Here is a 15,219-nt window from a genome sequence, read left to right on the forward strand (position 1 = left end):
CCCGCGCGCCGCTCGTCTCTGCCGAAAATGTGAACCATGGCGCATACTGATAGAATCATCTAGTTGGAAGAGACAGGAGGGCTCATGGGCTTCATCAGCGACCCGCTCTACACGCCGACCTACGACCTGACCGGTGACGAGATCGCCGTCTTCGACACCTCGAAGGGCACCGTCCGCGCCCGGCTCGACGGCGCCGGCGCGCCCGTCCACGTCGCCAACTTCTGCGAGCTCGCGACCTCGGGCTTCTACGACGGGCTCAAGTTCCACCGCTACGTGCCCGGGTTCGTCATCCAGGGCGGCTGCCCCAACACGCGCGACATGACGCCCGAGGAGGTCGCCTCCGGGAGGCCCGGTCCGACCGGCCGCCCCGGCACGGGCGGCCCCGGCTACCGCATCCGCCAGGAGTTCTCCACCAACCCTCGCAACTCTCACGAGGACGGGGCGCTTGCGATGGCCCGCTCCGCAGACCCCGACTCCGCCGGCTCCCAGTTCTACTTCTGCCTCGGCGCCCAGCACGGGCTCGACTCGGGCTACACGGTCTTCGGCCAGGCGGTCGAGGGCCTCGACGTCATCTCGAGCCTGCGCGCCGGCGACGTCATCAACTCCGTCAGAATCGAGCACGCGGGCGACGAGCGGAACACCCGCTCCTAGGAGGGCACTGTGAATCAGCAGGCATACGAATCGGGCAAGCTCGCCTACCAGAACTCAGACTGGCTCGGTGCGCTCACGCGCCTCGCGGACGCGACCGCCCCCGGCGAGGTCGCGGGCGAGGTTGACCACCTGCGCGGCAACGCGTACATGAAGCTCGGCCAGTTCGACGCCGCGGCGCGCGCCTACGAGTCCGCCCTTGCCGACGCGGCCTACGGGCGCCGGGGCGCGCTCCAGTGCAACCGCGGGCGCGCGCTGCTCGCCGCGGGCAGGGCCCAGGACGCCGTCGCCGCCCTCACCGACGCCGTCGCCGACCAGGGCTACGCCACGCCCTACAAGGCCTACATGGCGCTCGGCTCCGCCTACGAGCAGCTCGGCGACGTCCGCAACGCCGGCATGGCCTACCGCAGCGCCGCCATCGACGAGGCCAACCCCGCCCCCTCCGTGGCCCTCTCCAACCTGGGGAGCTGCTTCATGAGGCTCGGGCGCGCCGTCGACGCCGTCGAGGCCTACCGCACCGCGCTCGACTTCACCACGCCGCTCGAGAGCCAGAACAGGATCTGGTGCGACCTCGGCCTCGCCTACGTCGCCGCCAACCGCATGTCCGAGGCGGTCGACTCCTTCGCGCACGCGACCGCGGACGGCACCTTCACGCTCTCGCCGGAGGCGCAGGCCTCCTATGACGCGGCGCGCAAGGCCCTCGCCGCCCTCGCCGAGCGCCGTCCCTCCGAGACCGACGCGCTGCTCCAGGCCGCCGGCTACGGCGTCGGCTACGACCCGCTCGACCCCACGGGCGCCTCGGGCGAGCTCATGCCCTCCCCGGAGGACACCGGCTTCTTCTCGGTCAACGAGGAGGACCTCATGGAGGCCGACAAGCGCGAGCGCAAGGTCCGGCGCAAGCACCGCCACACCGGCCTCAAGGTCCTCATCGTCTTTCTGGTCCTGCTCGTCCTCGCGGTCGGCGCCGCGGTCTTCGCGTACGTGCGCGGCTACGGCATCCCCTCCCAGGAGGCGGTCGCCGAGCAGCTCTTCGACGCCAAGTCCTCGGGCGTCGACATCGCCCAGTACGTGACGAGCGGCACCTCGACCTCGCAGATCCAGGAGTGGTCCGACGTCCTTCCCGTCGACGCCACGATCGAGGTCAAGGGCTGCGACCGCTCCATGACCGACTCCACCGTCTTCCTCACCGCCAGCCTCTCCTCCGGCGGCGAGCAGGACTTCGAGATTCAGATGCGTCGAGACGGCGTGGGCTGGAAGGTCAGCGGCGTCACGCCCGTCTACAGCTCCCAGGACGATGCCGGTACCACCTCTACGGACTAGGGTGCACCATGTCACTTCTTGACTCACTGTTCGGCGAGTACGGCGGAGACCTCGCCATCGACCTCGGCACCGCCAACACGCTCGTTGCCGTGCGCGGCCAGGGAATCGTGATCAACGAGCCCTCCGTCGTCGCCATCGACAAGTCGGAGAGCCGCGTGCTCGCGGTCGGCGCCGACGCCAAGCGCATGATCGGCCGCACCCCCGGCTCGATCATCGCCGAGCGACCGCTCAAGGACGGCGTCATCGCCGACTTCGACGTCACCGAGGTCATGCTGCGCTACTTCATCGAGAAGGCGCGCGGCCGCCACTACCCCTGGTCCCCGCGGCCGAGGGTCGTCGTGTGCGTTCCCTCCGGCGTCACCTCCGTCGAGAAGCGCGCGGTCTTCGAGGCGACCATCTCGGCCGGCGCGCGCCAGGCCTACCTCATCGAGGAGCCCATGGCCGCCGCTATCGGCGCGGACCTGCCGATCGAGGACCCCACCGGCTCTATGGTCGTCGACATCGGCGGCGGCACCACCGAGGTCGCCGTCATCTCGATGGGCGGCATCGTCGTCTCGCAGTCCATCAGGACCGCCGGCGACGAGTTCGACCAGACGATCCTGCAGCACGTCCGCGACGCCTACAACCTCTCCATCGGCGAGCGCACGGCAGAGGACATCAAGATCAAGGTCGGCTCCGCGGCGCCGCTCGCCGAGGAGCTCGACGTCGAGGTCAACGGTCGTGACGTGATGAGCGGCCTGCCCAAGTCGGTCCGCATCGAGAGCGAGGAGATCCGCCGCGCCCTCGACCGCCCGCTCGACGAGGTGACCAAGGCCGTCAAGGACGCGCTCGACGTGACGCCGCCCGACCTCGCCTCCGACCTCATGTACTACGGCATCCTGCTCACCGGCGGCGGCGGCCTGCTCCGCGGGCTCGACCATCGCCTGCGCGAGGAGACCGGGGTTCCCGTCAACGTGAGCCCCACCGCGCTCGAGAACGTCGTCAACGGCTGCGCCAAGGTCCTCGAGGCAAACGCCCTCTCCGGCGGCTTCGTCCAGAGCGCCAGCTAGGAGCAGGCGTGCCGCTTTCCTCAAGGGGCCGGCAGGCTGGTCCGACCATCGCAAACAGCAGAGGTCAGTCGAGTGGCGGGAGGGCGCTCGTCGCGTGCGTCGCCGTCTCGCTCGTCCTGTTCACCCTGAGCAGCCGCATGGGTGACGAGGGGCCGTTCGGCGTCGTCCGCGGCGCGTTCCAGACCGTGACGAGTCCCGTGCGCTACCTCGGCGCCACGGTCTCGCTGCCCTTCCAGGGCCTCGGCAACGTGGTCACCAACCTCACCGCCGACCAGGCGACGCTCTCCGAGCTCCAGGCCGAGAACGAGGCGCTCCGCGCGCGCAACGTCGAGCTCGAGGAGGCCGAGCAGACCGCCGAGCGCCTCCAGGGCCTGCTCGACCTGCGCGACGCCAACAACCTCCAGTCCACCGCGGCACGCATCATCTCCGGCTCCTCCGACTCCTGGACCACCACGGTCACCATCGACAAGGGCACGACCTCGGGCGTGGCGCCCGGCATGCCGGTCACCTCCTCCGGGGGCGTCATCGGGCAGGTCATCGAGAGCGCGGCGACCACCTCGACCGTGCGCCTGCTCACCGACGAGAACTCCTCGATCTCGGCCATGGTCCAGTCGAGCCGCGTCCAGGGCATGCTCAACGGCTCGGTCACCGGGGAGCTGCGCCTCACCCTCGTGGGAACCGACCAGAGCGTGCAGGTCGGCGACGTGATCGTGACGAGCGGCCTCGGCGGCGCCTTCCCCAAGGGGCTTCCGCTCGGCGAGGTCACGAGCGTCGAGAACTCGCCCGGGAGCCTCTACCTCGACATCATCGTCGAGCCCTTCTCGCGCACCGAGAACTACGAGGAGGTGCTCGTGGTGACCTCGCTCACCGAGGAGCAGCGCGCGACGGCGGACGACATCGCCGCCGCCGACGCCCAGGACCAGCAGGGTACAGCCGGCACGACGTCGTCGACGAGCGAGGGCCAGGGCGACGGCGAGAGCACGCAGTAGGGGAGGGGGAGAGATGCAGGTATCCGACAAGAACCGCAACGTGCGCGGCGCCGTCGTGCTCGCGGTGCTGTGCCTCGTGCTCCAGCTCGCGCTCGCCCCCAACGTCGGGCTCGGCAACGGTCGCGCCAACTTCGCGCTCATCTTCGCCTCGTGCGTGGCGCTGCAGGTCGGGGGCACCTCCGGCGTCATCGCGGGCTTCGTGGCGGGGCTGCTCTTCGACCTCTCCTCGACCGGCCCCATCGGGCTCATGGCCTTCTGCCTCTCGGTCTCGTCCTACCTGCTCGGCATGGAGCAGCGCAACCGCATGGCGGGCGACCTCGGCGCGACGATGGCGCTCTTCTGCGCCTCCGCGCTCGGCGTCTCCGTCGTCTACCACCTCGCCATGCTGCTCGTGGGGCAGACGAGCTCAATCGTCGACGCCCTCTTCCTGCGCGCGCTGCCCACGGCGCTGCTCACCGCGGTCTTCTTCGTGCCCTTCGCCTACTACTTCTCGCGCGTGCGCGCCGCCTCGGGCGGGCTCGGCGCGGGCTCGATCCGTGCGGGTCGCCTCGGCGGGTCGCGCGGGGCGAGCCACCTCGGCAAGCGGGGCCTCTAGGGGGCGCCCGTGGACCTCTCCCTCGTCATCATCATCGTCTGCGTGGTCCTCGCGATTGCGCTCATCGCCGTGTTCCTCGTCTTCGGTCGCTCCGAGGGCGCCTTCACGCTCGACATCGGCGGCGCCTCGCCGCGTGCCTCGGGCGGGTCGGACACCTCCCCCGAGAAGGGCCTCTCGTCGCGGCTCGTGGGCTTCGCGGTGGCGGTGGGCGGCGTGTTCTCCGTCCTTCTCGCCCGGCTGTGGACCATGCAGCTCGTCTCGTCCGACGAGTACGCCGAGCAGGCGGAGTCAAACCGCACGAGCACCGTCTACACCCAGGCCCCGCGCGGACGCATCCTCGACCGCAACGGCAACGAGATCGTGACCAACCGCGGCAGCCTCACGGTGACGGCCTCGGCCGACGTGCTCGACGACGACATCGAGGTGACGCTGCTCGCGAACCTCATCGGCATGCCCTACCAGGCGGTCCGCCGCAAGCTGCAGGACACCACGCAGGGATACCAGAGCCTGCGCACGATCTCGGTCGACGTGTCGCGGCGCGTGGTCGCCTACATCGGGGAGCACCCCGAGGTGTTCCCGATGGTGAGCGTGGAGGAGCGCGCCCAGCGCTCCTACCCGCACGGGTCGCTCGCCGCCCACGTGGTCGGCTACACCGGCACCGTGACGCAGGAGCAGCTCGCCGCGAGCGAGGAGGCCGCGGACGGCAGCGTGCGCTACCGCTCGGGCGACGTCGTGGGCCAGACCGGCGTCGAGGCCCAGTACGAGAGCGTGCTGCAGGGGGTGCGCGGCGAGCGCGTCGTCTACGTCGACGCGCAGGGCAACGTCACCGGCCAGAAGTCCGAGGGCTTCGACCCGCAGAGCGGCTCAGACCTCGTGCTCACCCTCGACATCGACGTGCAGCGCGCCGCGGAGGAGTCGCTCGTCAAGGTCATCGGGCAGCAGCGCGACATCGGAAAGGAGGCCGTGGGCGGCTCGGTGGTGGCGCTCGACTGCAAGACCGGCGAGGTCATCGCCATGGCGAGCTACCCCACGTTCACCCCGAGCTCCTTCGTCGGCGGGATCTCGACCTCCGACTGGGAGGCCCTCCAGGCCGCCGACGCCAACTACCCCATGCTCAACCGCGCCATCGCGGGGCAGTACCCGTCCGGCTCGATCATCAAGCCCCTCACCACGCTCGCGGCGCTCGACTACGGCATCGCGACGGCGGGCTCGTGGTGGAACTGCACCGGCTGGTGGACGTGGTCGGGCAACGCCTCCGACCCCAACGGCATGAAGTGCTGGTGGGAGGGAGGCCACGGCAGCGTGGACCTCGTCGCGGGCATCACCTACTCCTGCGACGTCGTCTTCTACGAGATCGGTAAGGGGTTCTACAACGAGTCCTCCGAGGGCATGCAGGAGACCTTCCGCCGCTACGGCCTCGGGTCGGCCACGGGCGTCGACCTGCCCGGCGAGGAGATCGGGCGCGTGCCGGACGCGGCGTGGAAGTGGGAGTACTTCAAGGGCCTCGGCTACTCGGATGAGGACGCGACCTGGCAGGGCGGCGAGAACTGCAACCTCGCGATCGGCCAGGGCGACCTGCTCGTGACCTGCCTGCAGATGGCCTGCGCCTACTGCAGCCTCGCCAACAAGGGCCCGGTGTATCGCCCGCACGTCATGCGCGGCGTGCGCTCGCGCGTGGGAGACGGGTTCGTCTCAGAGTACCGCTGCGAGCAGATCATGGACGTCGACGAGGACGACGCCTACCGCGAGCTCGTGGCCCGGGGCATGTGGGGCGTCGTCTACGAGGAGGACCCGGTGCAGACCGCGCACTGGACCAACCTCGACGTGACCGTCCACGGCAAGACCGGCACCGGCGAGCAGATCAGCGCCGACCGAGCCATCGGCTGGTTCGGCGCCTACGGGCCCGCCGAGGACCCGCAGTACGTGGTGGTCGCCAACATGGACGGCGTCAACGCGGGCGGCTCCTCCTCGCTGCTGGTGGTGCGCGACGTCTTCGGCGCCATCTACGGGCAGCCCGACACGGCGACCGGCACGACCGGCACGGCTGACTAGGGGGGTCACATGGCACGCGACATCACCGGTCCCGGCACGAGCCGGGGGGCGCTCTCCTCGCTCGCCCAGCGCGTCGCGGGGGGCTCGTCGTCGAAGGGCCACGTCGGGCAGCACGGCCCGCTCGAGGGGCTCTACCTCACGCAGCTCATCCCGACCCTCCTGATCCTCATCCTGAGCGTCGTCACCATGTGGTCGTGCTCGCTCGCGCTCGACGAGGTCAACTTCACCAACCACCTCGCCGGCATGGCCCTCGGCATCGCCGCGGCCGTGGTGGTGTGGCGCTACGACTACCGCAACCTCGCCAACCTCACCACGGCGCTGTTCGTGCTCGCCTGCGTCCTCATGGTCATGCCGCTCATCCCGGGCCTCGGCGTCGAGGGCGGCCTGGGAGGCCTGGGGTGGGTGAGGATCGGCCCGCTGCGCTTCCAGCCCTCCGAGCCCGGCAAGCTCGTCGTGATCGCGCTCATGGCGTCCGCGTGCGCCCAGTACAACGGCAAGATCGACAGCTTCAGGGACTACGCGCGCCTGTGCGGGACCCTGCTCGTGCCGCTCGTGCTCATCATGGTCACCGACCTCGGCACCGGCCTCATGATCTTCTTCACGGGCGCGACGATCATCATCTGCAGCGGCGCTCCGAGGAGCTGGGTGCTCGCGACCATCGCCCTGATCGTGGGCGTCGCCGCGCTCGTCATCATCACGTCCCAGATTGACGGGATACCGCACGTCCTCCAGGAGTACCAGCTCGCGCGCCTCACCGTCTTCCTCGACCCCGAGGGGACCGCGACTGACGACGGCTACAACCTCCAGCAGGCCATGATCGCCATCGGCTCGGGCGGCCTGTTCGGCAAGGGGTTCGGCAACGCCTCCCAGGCGCTCTCGGGGTTCCTTCCCGAGGCCGAGACCGACTTCATCTTCGCCACCTTCGCCGAGCAGTTCGGCTTCGTGGGGTCCGTGGTCCTTCTCGCCCTCTTCGCGTGGATGATCCTGGCCACGATCCTGCTCGCGATGAAGGTCGAGTCGACGTTCAGCAAGCTCCTGCTCGTGGGCTGCGCGGCGCTCTGGACCTTCCAGGTGCTCGAAAGCGTCGGCATGTGCATCGGCATCATGCCCATCACCGGCATCCCGCTGCCGTTCATGACCTACGGCTCGTCCTCGATGGTCACGCAGCTCATGGCCGTGGGGATGGTACAGTCGGTGTGGCGCCACCGCCAGAAGGTGGCCTGAGGCGCGCGGCGCGACTCGCCGCGCGAAGGGGGGAGGGCAGTGATGGCTGCCAGAAAGCTGACCGCCGGGCGCATCCTCGAGGTGCTGTCATCGGGGAGCCGCGCGCTCGCCGGGCGCGACGAGCGCGTGCTCGTGCGCGTCCACGTCGACGCGACCTGCCCGCGCGGGCTCGCCCGCTGCGTGCGCGACGCGCTCGTCCCCGAGCGCGGCACCGGTGACGTCGAGGTCCTCCCGCTCGCCGCGCCGCCGGTGGGCGCGGACGCCCCGGACGTCGCGCTCGTGCTCGTGGGGGACGGCCCCTGCGCGGAGCTCGTGGGATCCTACGCCCGCGCGGGCGTCCCGGTCGCGATGGTGGTCGAGGGCGCGCTCGACGCGCCGCGCCTCGAGCTCCCCGAGCAGGCCGCCGCGCTCGTGGGGACCGTCGCCGCGTCGAGCCCCGAGGCCCTCCTCGACAAGCTCGCCGAGTGGCTCGCGGCGTCGTGCGACAAGGACCTCGCGCTCGCGGCGAACTTCGCGTTCTGCCGTCGCGCGGTGAGCGACGCGCTCGTCGCGCGCTGCGCCCTCGAGAACGCCGCCGTCGGCGCCATCAGCCTCATTCCGGGCTCGGACCTGCCCGTCATGTGCGTCAACCAGGCCAAGCTCGCGCTCGAGCTCGCCGCCGCGCACGGGCTCGAGGTCAGGCCCGAGCGCGCGCTCGACCTCGTCGGGGTGGTGGGCGCGGGCCTTGTCTGGCGCGCCCTCGCGCGTCGCCTCGTCTCGCTCGTGCCCGGCGTCGGGGCCCTTCTGAAGGCCGGGGTCGCCTACGGCGGGACGCTGGCCACCGGGGCCGCTGTTCGCCTGCACGTGAGCGCCGACGCCGCCCCCGCGCCCGCGGCCGGCCCCGGTGGCCAGCGTGCCCCGGCGGCCCGCCTCCCCGCCCCCGGAGAGGCCCCCCCCCCCCCCCCCGCCGCGCGGGCCCCCGGGGTGCCCCCCGCCCCGCCGTACTGTCTCTTATACACATCTGACGCTGCCCGTGCCCCGCGAGGACGAGGGGTACGTCACCATCGGGGGAGGCGCGTCATGAGGGCCCGCCGCGAGTGCCTCTTCGACCGGCTCGAGCCGCTGCTCGCGCGCGTGGAGCACCCCGGGCGCTACCTCGACCACGAGTGGGGCTCCGTCTCTGAGCAGGACGGGCCGTTCCACCTGTGCATGGTCTACGCCGACGTGTACGAGGTCGGGCAGCCCAACCTCGGCGTCGCCATCCTGTACAACCAGGTCAACGCCCAGGAGGGAATGAGCTGCGAGCGCTGCTACCTCCCCTGGAAGGACATGGCCGCCCTCATGCGCGAGGAGGGGGTGCCGCTGCTCTCCCTCGAGTCGGCCTCTCCGCTCGCGTCCTTCGACGCCGTCGGCTTCACGCTCGCCCACGAGCTCATCGCCACGAACGTGCTCGAGGCGCTCGACCTCGCCGGGATCGCCCTGACCTCGGCCGAGCGCGACGAGGACGACCCCATCATCCTCGCCGGCGGGCCCTCCGCCTGGAACTGCGAGCCCATCGCCGACGTCTTCGACGCCGTGCTGCTCGGGGACGGGGAGGAGTCCATCGTCGACGCCTGCGCCTGCATCCGCGACGCGCGCGCCGAGGGGCTCTCGCGCGCCGACGTGCTGCGGCGCCTGGCGCGCGTCCCGGGCACCTACGTCCCCTCCCTCTACGAGGTGCGCGTCGACGAGACCTCGACGCGCTGGGGCTACGCCGCCCCGCTGCCGGGGGAGGACGTCCCCGCGGTCGTGCTCAAGCGCTGCGTCAACGACTTCGCGGCCACGCCCGCGGTGGCGCAGCGGATCGTGCCCTACGTGGGCATCGTGCAGGACCGCCTCTCCCTCGAGGTGCTGCGCGGCTGCGCGCGGGGGTGCCGCTTCTGCCAGGCGGGCATGACCTACCGCCCCGTGCGCGAGCGACCCGCCGAGCAGGTCGTCTCGGGGGGCGTCGAGGGGCTCCTCGCGAGCGGCCACAACGAGATCTCGCTCACGTCGCTCTCGACGACGGACCACTCGCAGTGCGCGCGCATCCTGAACGAGATGAACGCCGCGCTCGAGGGCAAGGGCATACGCGTTTCGATCCCCTCGCAGCGCCTCGACGCCTTCGGCGTCGAGATGGCGGCCGCCGTGGCGGGGGGCAAGCGAGGGGGCCTTACCTTCGCCCCCGAGGCGGGCAGCCAGCGGCTGCGCGACGTCATCAACAAGAACGTCACCGAGGAGGACCTCGAGCGCGCGGCGAGAAACGCCTTCGAGGGCGGCTGGCGCCGGATGAAGCTCTACTTCATGATCGGGCTGCCCACCGAGACGGACGAGGACGTGGTCGGCATCGCGCGCATGGCGGAGCGCGTCCTCGAGATCGGCCGCGAGGTCGTGGGCCGCGGGGTGAGAAGCGGCGTGTCCGTCTCGATCTCGGTGGCGGTGCTCGTCCCCAAGGCCTACACGCCCTTCCAGTGGTGCGGGCAGCTCGCTCCCGACGAGGTGCGCCGCCGCCAGCGACTGCTGCTCTCCGAGATTCGCGACCGCGCGATCCGCGTCTCCTACCACGACGCCGACGTCTCGCTCGTCGAGGGCGCCCTCTCGCGCATGGGCCGTGCCGGCTTCCCGCTCGTGAGGCGCGCCTGGGAGCTCGGCTGCACCTTCGACGCGTGGACGAGCGAGTTCGACGTGTCGCGCTGGGAGCGCGCCGCGGCCGACTGCGGGCTCGACCTCGCCGACGTGGCGTGCGAGGACTTCCCGCTCACCGCGCGCCTCCCGTGGGACCACACCTCCCCGGGCGTCGACGCGGGCTTCCTCCAGCGGGAGTGGCGCCGCGCCGTCGAGGGGGTCACCACGCCCGACTGCACCCGCGCGACCTGCGCGGGCTGCGGAGTCTGCCCGACGCTGGGCGTCCGAAACGTCATCCAGGGGGTGAGGTCATGAGCTCCGCGCAGCCCTTCTCGGGGCGTCCCCAGGACCTGCCGGTCAAGGCCGACCTCGCGCGCCTGCGCGTGGAGTACGGCAAGGCCGAGCGGCTCGCCTACCTCGGGCACCTCGACCTGATCGCCACGGTCGAGCGCTGCATACGCCGCGCGCGCCTGCCCTTCTCGATCGGCAACGGCTACGCGCGACGCGTGAGGATCCAGTTCTCGAGCGCGCTGCCCGTGGGGGCGAGCTCCTCGTGCGAATACTTCGACGTCCGCCTCACCGAGCGCGTCGACGCGCGGGAGGCGCTCCGCTCCCTGCGCGCGGCGACCCCGGAGGCCCTCGCGCCGCTCCGCGCCGAGTACGTGCCCGGCAGGCTCCCTGCGCTCGAGGCGTGGCTCGACCGCTCGAGCTGGGAGCTCGCGTGCCCGCGCCTCGCCGTGGGGGCCGAGGACCTCGAGGAGGGCGTCCGGCGCGTCCGCGCGGCCGGCGAGCTCACGTACCTGCGGGGCGAGCGCGAGAAGCGCGTCGACCTCGCGAGCACGCTCGTGGGCTTCGAGGCTCGGGAGGAGGGCGGCGTCGTTCGCGCGCGCGTCGAGACGAGGGTCGGCGCAACGGCGTCGCTGCGCCCCCAGGTCCTTCTCGACGCCGCGCTCTCGGCGCTCGGGGTGCCGCCGGCGACGGGGGTCCGGGTGCGCCGCACGGCGCAGCTCCACGAGGAAAGTGGGCGTCTTGTGGAACCTTTCGGACCGTTTGGAAACGAGGCCCCCGCACCCTTATCCTGAGTCAGGTCGCATCGTCGCGGCGAGGCATGGGCTTCCGTCTTTTCCCTTACGGAGGCGCAGGTCACGGCAACTTCTGTTGACGAGCTGAGGCGCTGCTAGTAATATACGCAACTGTTGCATTCACGCCAGCAATGAAGGGTTTCGCACATGTACGCAATCGTAGCAACTGGTGGCAAGCAGTATAAGGTTGCCAAGGGCGACGTCATCGACGTCGAGAAGCTCGACGCGCAGCCTGGCGACAAGGTCGAGCTCCCCGTCCTTCTTCTGAACGACGGCGACAAGACCATCGTTGGCTCTGCCCCGCTTCAGGACAAGACCGTCACCGCCGAGGTCGTCGAGCAGTTCAAGGGCGAGAAGGTCCTCGTCTTCAAGCTCAAGAAGCGCAAGCGCTATCACCGTGCCAACGGTCACCGTCAGAACCTGACGAAGATCAAGGTCATCGAGCTCCCCGCGTAGTTCTTCTCACTCGGCTATTAGAAGGCAGGTACCACCATGGCACACAAGAAAGGTCTCGGCTCGTCTCGCAACGGCCGTGATTCTCAGGCGCAGCGCCTCGGCACGAAGCGCTACGGCGGTCAGTTCGTGAAGGCTGGCGAGATTCTGGTCCGTCAGCGCGGCACCCACATCCACCCCGGCGACAACGTCGGCATCGGCAAGGACGACACCCTGTTCGCCCTCACCGCCGGCACCGTCGAGTTCACCAAGGGCGTCAAGCACCGCGTGCACGTCCGCGAGGCGTAGCGTCCTCGGCACCATCGCACCGCTGGGGTCCCAGTCTTGGCTGGGGCCCCTTTTTCTATGGGCCGGTCAATGTTGGGCGGCAGAGCCGGCCCGGGCGCGGTGGCCTCGAACGGCGGTGGGGCGCCGGCCGGCCGTGGACATCGCCTCGTCGCGCCCCCGCTGCGGGCGGTCAGGCGGGCTGCCTGCCGGCCGAGCATGCCATATTGCCCAGAATGCGATATTGCACAGAACGGGGGCCCGGAGCGGCCCGAACCGTGCCCCTAGGCATGCTCGGGCCGCCCCCCGCGCCTGCGGCAGTCGGTCGTGCGGCCGGGCGGCCCCGCCGCTCGACGGCCCGCCGCCGTTGCCGTACCATGGGAGCACGACCAAAGGAGTATCACGTGGAGAACACGTTCACCGACCTTTCCCACATCAACGTGCGCGGCGGCGACGGCGGCGCGGGCTGCATGTCCTTCAGGCGCGAGGCCTTCGTGCCCAAGGGCGGCCCCGACGGCGGCGACGGCGGCCGGGGCGGCGACGTCGTGATCGTCGCGGACCCCCAGCTCTCGTCGCTCATCGACTTCCGCTACAAGCACCACTTCCGCGCCGAGCGAGGGACGCACGGGCAGGGGGCCCGTCGGCACGGGCGCGACGGCGACGACCTCGTGCTCCGCGTGCCGGTGGGCACGGTGGTGCGCGAGCTCGACCCCGAGACCCAGACGCCCGCCTACGACATCGCCGACCTCACGCAGCCCGGCGAGCGCGTGGTCGTGGCGCCCGGCGGCGCGGGCGGCCGCGGCAACATCCACTTCGTGACGTCCGTGCGTCGCGCCCCGGCCTTCGCCGAGAAGGGCGAGCCGGCCCGCGAGCACTGGATCGAGCTCGAGATGAAGCTCATGGCCGACGCCGCCCTCGTGGGCATGCCCTCGGTGGGGAAGAGCTCCATCATCGCGCGCATCAGCGCGGCGCGACCCAAGATCGCCGACTACCCCTTCACCACGCTCGTCCCCAACCTCGGCGTCGCGCGCGCCGCGAGCGGCCAGTCCTTCGTCGTCGCCGACGTCCCGGGCCTCATCGAGGGCGCGAGCGAGGGCAGGGGGCTCGGCCACCAGTTCCTGCGCCACATCGAGCGCACGGCGCTCATCCTGCACGTGGTCGACGTGACGGGGGGCTACGAGGGCCGCGACGCGGTGGAGGACTACCGCACCATCAACGCCGAGCTCGCAGCCTACGCCTCGGAGCTTGCCGACCGCCCGCAGATCGTCGTCGCCAACAAGGTCGACCTCCCCGGCACCGAGGAGGCGGCGCGCCGCCTCGCCGAGGTCGCCGAGGCCGACGGGCACGAGTTCTTCGCCGTCTCGGCCGCCACGGGTGCGGGGCTCGACGCGCTGGTCAGCACCTGCGCCGCCGAGGTCGCCGCCCTGCGCTCCGCCGCCGCGACGGCCGACCCCGACCTCGACCTCACCGAGCGCTGGGAGCGCGAGCGGCAGCGCCGCGACCGGCAGATCCGCGTCGCGCGCGAGGAGCGCCACGCCTGGCGCGTCAGCGGATCGCAGGTCGAGCGCATGGTCATCCAGACCGACTGGGACAACGACGAGGCCGTCGCCTACCTGCAGCACCGCTTCGAGCGCTGCGGCCTCGACGACGCGCTCGCCCGCGCCGGCGCCGTCACGGGCGACGAGATCCGCATCCTCGAGATGGCCTTCACCTACGAGGGCAAGGACGGCGCGCCCGACTTCGACGAGCTGCCCGACGACGACGGCGAGCTCGTGGGCGAGCGGGACGGGGCGTAGGTGGTCGACGTGAGGCTCATGGTCGTCAAGGTCGGCTCGTCGACGCTCGTGGACGGCGCGGGCGCGCTCGACCGGGACTTCATCCGCTCGCTCTGCGACCAGGTCGCCGAGCTCGTCGCCCGCGGGACCCGCGTGGTCGTGGTCTCGTCCGGCGCCGCCGCCGCGGGGCGCGACGTCCTCGGGTTCCAGGAGCGCCCGAGCGACCTCGCGACCCTCCAGGCGTGCGCCTCCGCCGGACAGGCGCGCCTCACCGAGGCCTACGCGGAGGTCCTGCGCGAGCGGTCCATCCCGTGCGGCCAGGTCCTGCTCACGCGGCGCGACGTCATGGACCGCGACGGCTTCCTGAACGCGCGTACCACCCTGACGCGCCTGCTCGAGCTCGGCGCCGTCCCCGTGGTGAACGAGAACGACACTGTCTCGACCGCCGAGTTCGCCTTCGGCGACAACGACATGCTCGGCGCTCTCGTCGCCGCGCTCGTGGGGGCGGACCTCTACGTCATATGCTCCGACGTGGACGGCCTCTACACCGCCAACCCGCAGGAGCACCCCGACGCCACCCTCATCGAGCGCGTCGAGGAGGTCGACCACCGCCTGAGCGAGATGGCGGGCGGGGCGGGCACCTCCTTCGGGACGGGCGGGATGTCCTCGAAGCTGCGCGCCGCGCGCGCGATGCTCGCGGCGGGGATTCCCACCGTCATCTGCCGCGGCCGCCGCCCGAATGTCCTCGCCGAGGTCGCGGGTGGCGCGCACGTGGGGACGCGCTTCGAGGCGCGCGCCGGCGCACCCCACGAGGGCGGCCGCAAGCTCTGGATCGGCCTCGCCGAGGTCCCGCGCGGGACCATCGGGCTCGACGCGGGCGCCACGCGCGCGGTTCTCGAGCGCGGCGCCTCGATCCTGCCGGTCGGCGTGGTGTCCACGAGCGGGACCTACGCCGCGGGCGACGTGGTCAACGTCACGTCCGACACCGGCGACGTCATAGGCCGCGGCGTCGCGCGCTACTCCTCGGAGGACATGGCGCGCGTCCGCGGGGTCAGGCTCGACGTGATCTCGCGCTTCCTCGGGGAGGGGAGCGCGCAGCCCGCCGTGCACCGAGACGATCTTCTCGTCTTCTAGGAGAGGGGAGCA

13 protein-coding genes are annotated in these 15,219 nt (G+C 71.4%); all 13 read left to right on the forward strand.

The features are described from left to right. Positions 1-84: 84 nt before the first annotated feature. On the forward strand, positions 85-651 hold the full coding sequence (locus BQ7106_RS02225) for a peptidylprolyl isomerase (protein ID WP_072370684.1): 567 nt from the start codon (positions 85-87) through the stop codon (positions 649-651). 9 nt (positions 652-660) lie between these two features. Further along, positions 661-1,968, forward strand: a complete 1,308-nt coding sequence (locus BQ7106_RS02230; RefSeq protein WP_072370687.1) for a tetratricopeptide repeat protein — start codon at positions 661-663, stop codon at positions 1,966-1,968. 8 nt (positions 1,969-1,976) lie between these two features. Continuing rightward, positions 1,977-3,017 carry a rod shape-determining protein gene (mreB, locus tag BQ7106_RS02235; RefSeq protein ID WP_072370690.1) on the forward strand — a complete coding sequence of 347 codons (1,041 nt, stop codon included), beginning with the start codon at positions 1,977-1,979 and terminating at the stop codon, positions 3,015-3,017. Between the two features lie 8 nt (positions 3,018-3,025). Continuing rightward, the gene (gene mreC / locus BQ7106_RS02240; RefSeq protein WP_240307407.1) at positions 3,026-4,006 is read left to right on the forward strand and encodes a rod shape-determining protein MreC; all 981 of its coding nucleotides are present in this window, start codon (positions 3,026-3,028) and stop codon (positions 4,004-4,006) included. A 13-nt stretch (positions 4,007-4,019) separates the two neighbouring features. Then, positions 4,020-4,601: a rod shape-determining protein MreD gene (mreD, locus tag BQ7106_RS02245; protein ID WP_072370696.1), complete on the forward strand. Its 582-nt coding sequence runs from the start codon at positions 4,020-4,022 to the stop codon at positions 4,599-4,601. A gap of 9 nt (positions 4,602-4,610) precedes the next feature. Further along, entirely contained in the window at positions 4,611-6,653 is a 2,043-nt protein-coding gene (gene mrdA, locus BQ7106_RS02250; protein ID WP_072370700.1) for a penicillin-binding protein 2, read from the forward strand. A 9-nt stretch (positions 6,654-6,662) separates the two neighbouring features. Next, complete coding sequence (locus BQ7106_RS02255; RefSeq protein ID WP_072370704.1) at positions 6,663-7,877, forward strand: FtsW/RodA/SpoVE family cell cycle protein; 1,215 nt, start codon at positions 6,663-6,665, stop codon at positions 7,875-7,877. A 42-nt stretch (positions 7,878-7,919) separates the two neighbouring features. After that, on the forward strand, positions 7,920-10,814 hold the full coding sequence (locus tag BQ7106_RS11395) for a TIGR03960 family B12-binding radical SAM protein (RefSeq protein WP_338064440.1): 2,895 nt from the start codon (positions 7,920-7,922) through the stop codon (positions 10,812-10,814). Continuing rightward, positions 10,811-11,581 (forward strand): TIGR03936 family radical SAM-associated protein, encoded by a 771-nt coding sequence (locus BQ7106_RS02265; protein ID WP_072370707.1) that lies wholly within the window; start codon positions 10,811-10,813, stop codon positions 11,579-11,581. The genes BQ7106_RS11395 and BQ7106_RS02265 overlap by 4 nt, the downstream gene beginning before the upstream one ends. 147 nt (positions 11,582-11,728) lie before the next feature. After that, positions 11,729-12,037 carry a 50S ribosomal protein L21 gene (gene rplU / locus BQ7106_RS02270; RefSeq protein WP_072370710.1) on the forward strand — a complete coding sequence of 103 codons (309 nt, stop codon included), beginning with the start codon at positions 11,729-11,731 and terminating at the stop codon, positions 12,035-12,037. Positions 12,038-12,073: 36 nt separating this feature from the next. Then, positions 12,074-12,322 carry a 50S ribosomal protein L27 gene (gene rpmA, locus BQ7106_RS02275; RefSeq protein ID WP_072370712.1) on the forward strand — a complete coding sequence of 83 codons (249 nt, stop codon included), beginning with the start codon at positions 12,074-12,076 and terminating at the stop codon, positions 12,320-12,322. A 380-nt stretch (positions 12,323-12,702) separates the two neighbouring features. Next, positions 12,703-14,094 carry a GTPase ObgE gene (obgE, locus tag BQ7106_RS02280; RefSeq protein WP_129583769.1) on the forward strand — a complete coding sequence of 464 codons (1,392 nt, stop codon included), beginning with the start codon at positions 12,703-12,705 and terminating at the stop codon, positions 14,092-14,094. Further along, the gene (gene proB / locus BQ7106_RS02285) at positions 14,095-15,207 is read left to right on the forward strand and encodes a glutamate 5-kinase (protein ID WP_240307408.1); all 1,113 of its coding nucleotides are present in this window, start codon (positions 14,095-14,097) and stop codon (positions 15,205-15,207) included. Positions 15,208-15,219 lie beyond the last annotated feature (12 nt).

The sequence above is a fragment of the Thermophilibacter mediterraneus genome (genome assembly GCF_900119385.1).
Classification (GTDB): Bacteria; Actinomycetota; Coriobacteriia; order Coriobacteriales; family Atopobiaceae; genus Thermophilibacter; species Thermophilibacter mediterraneus.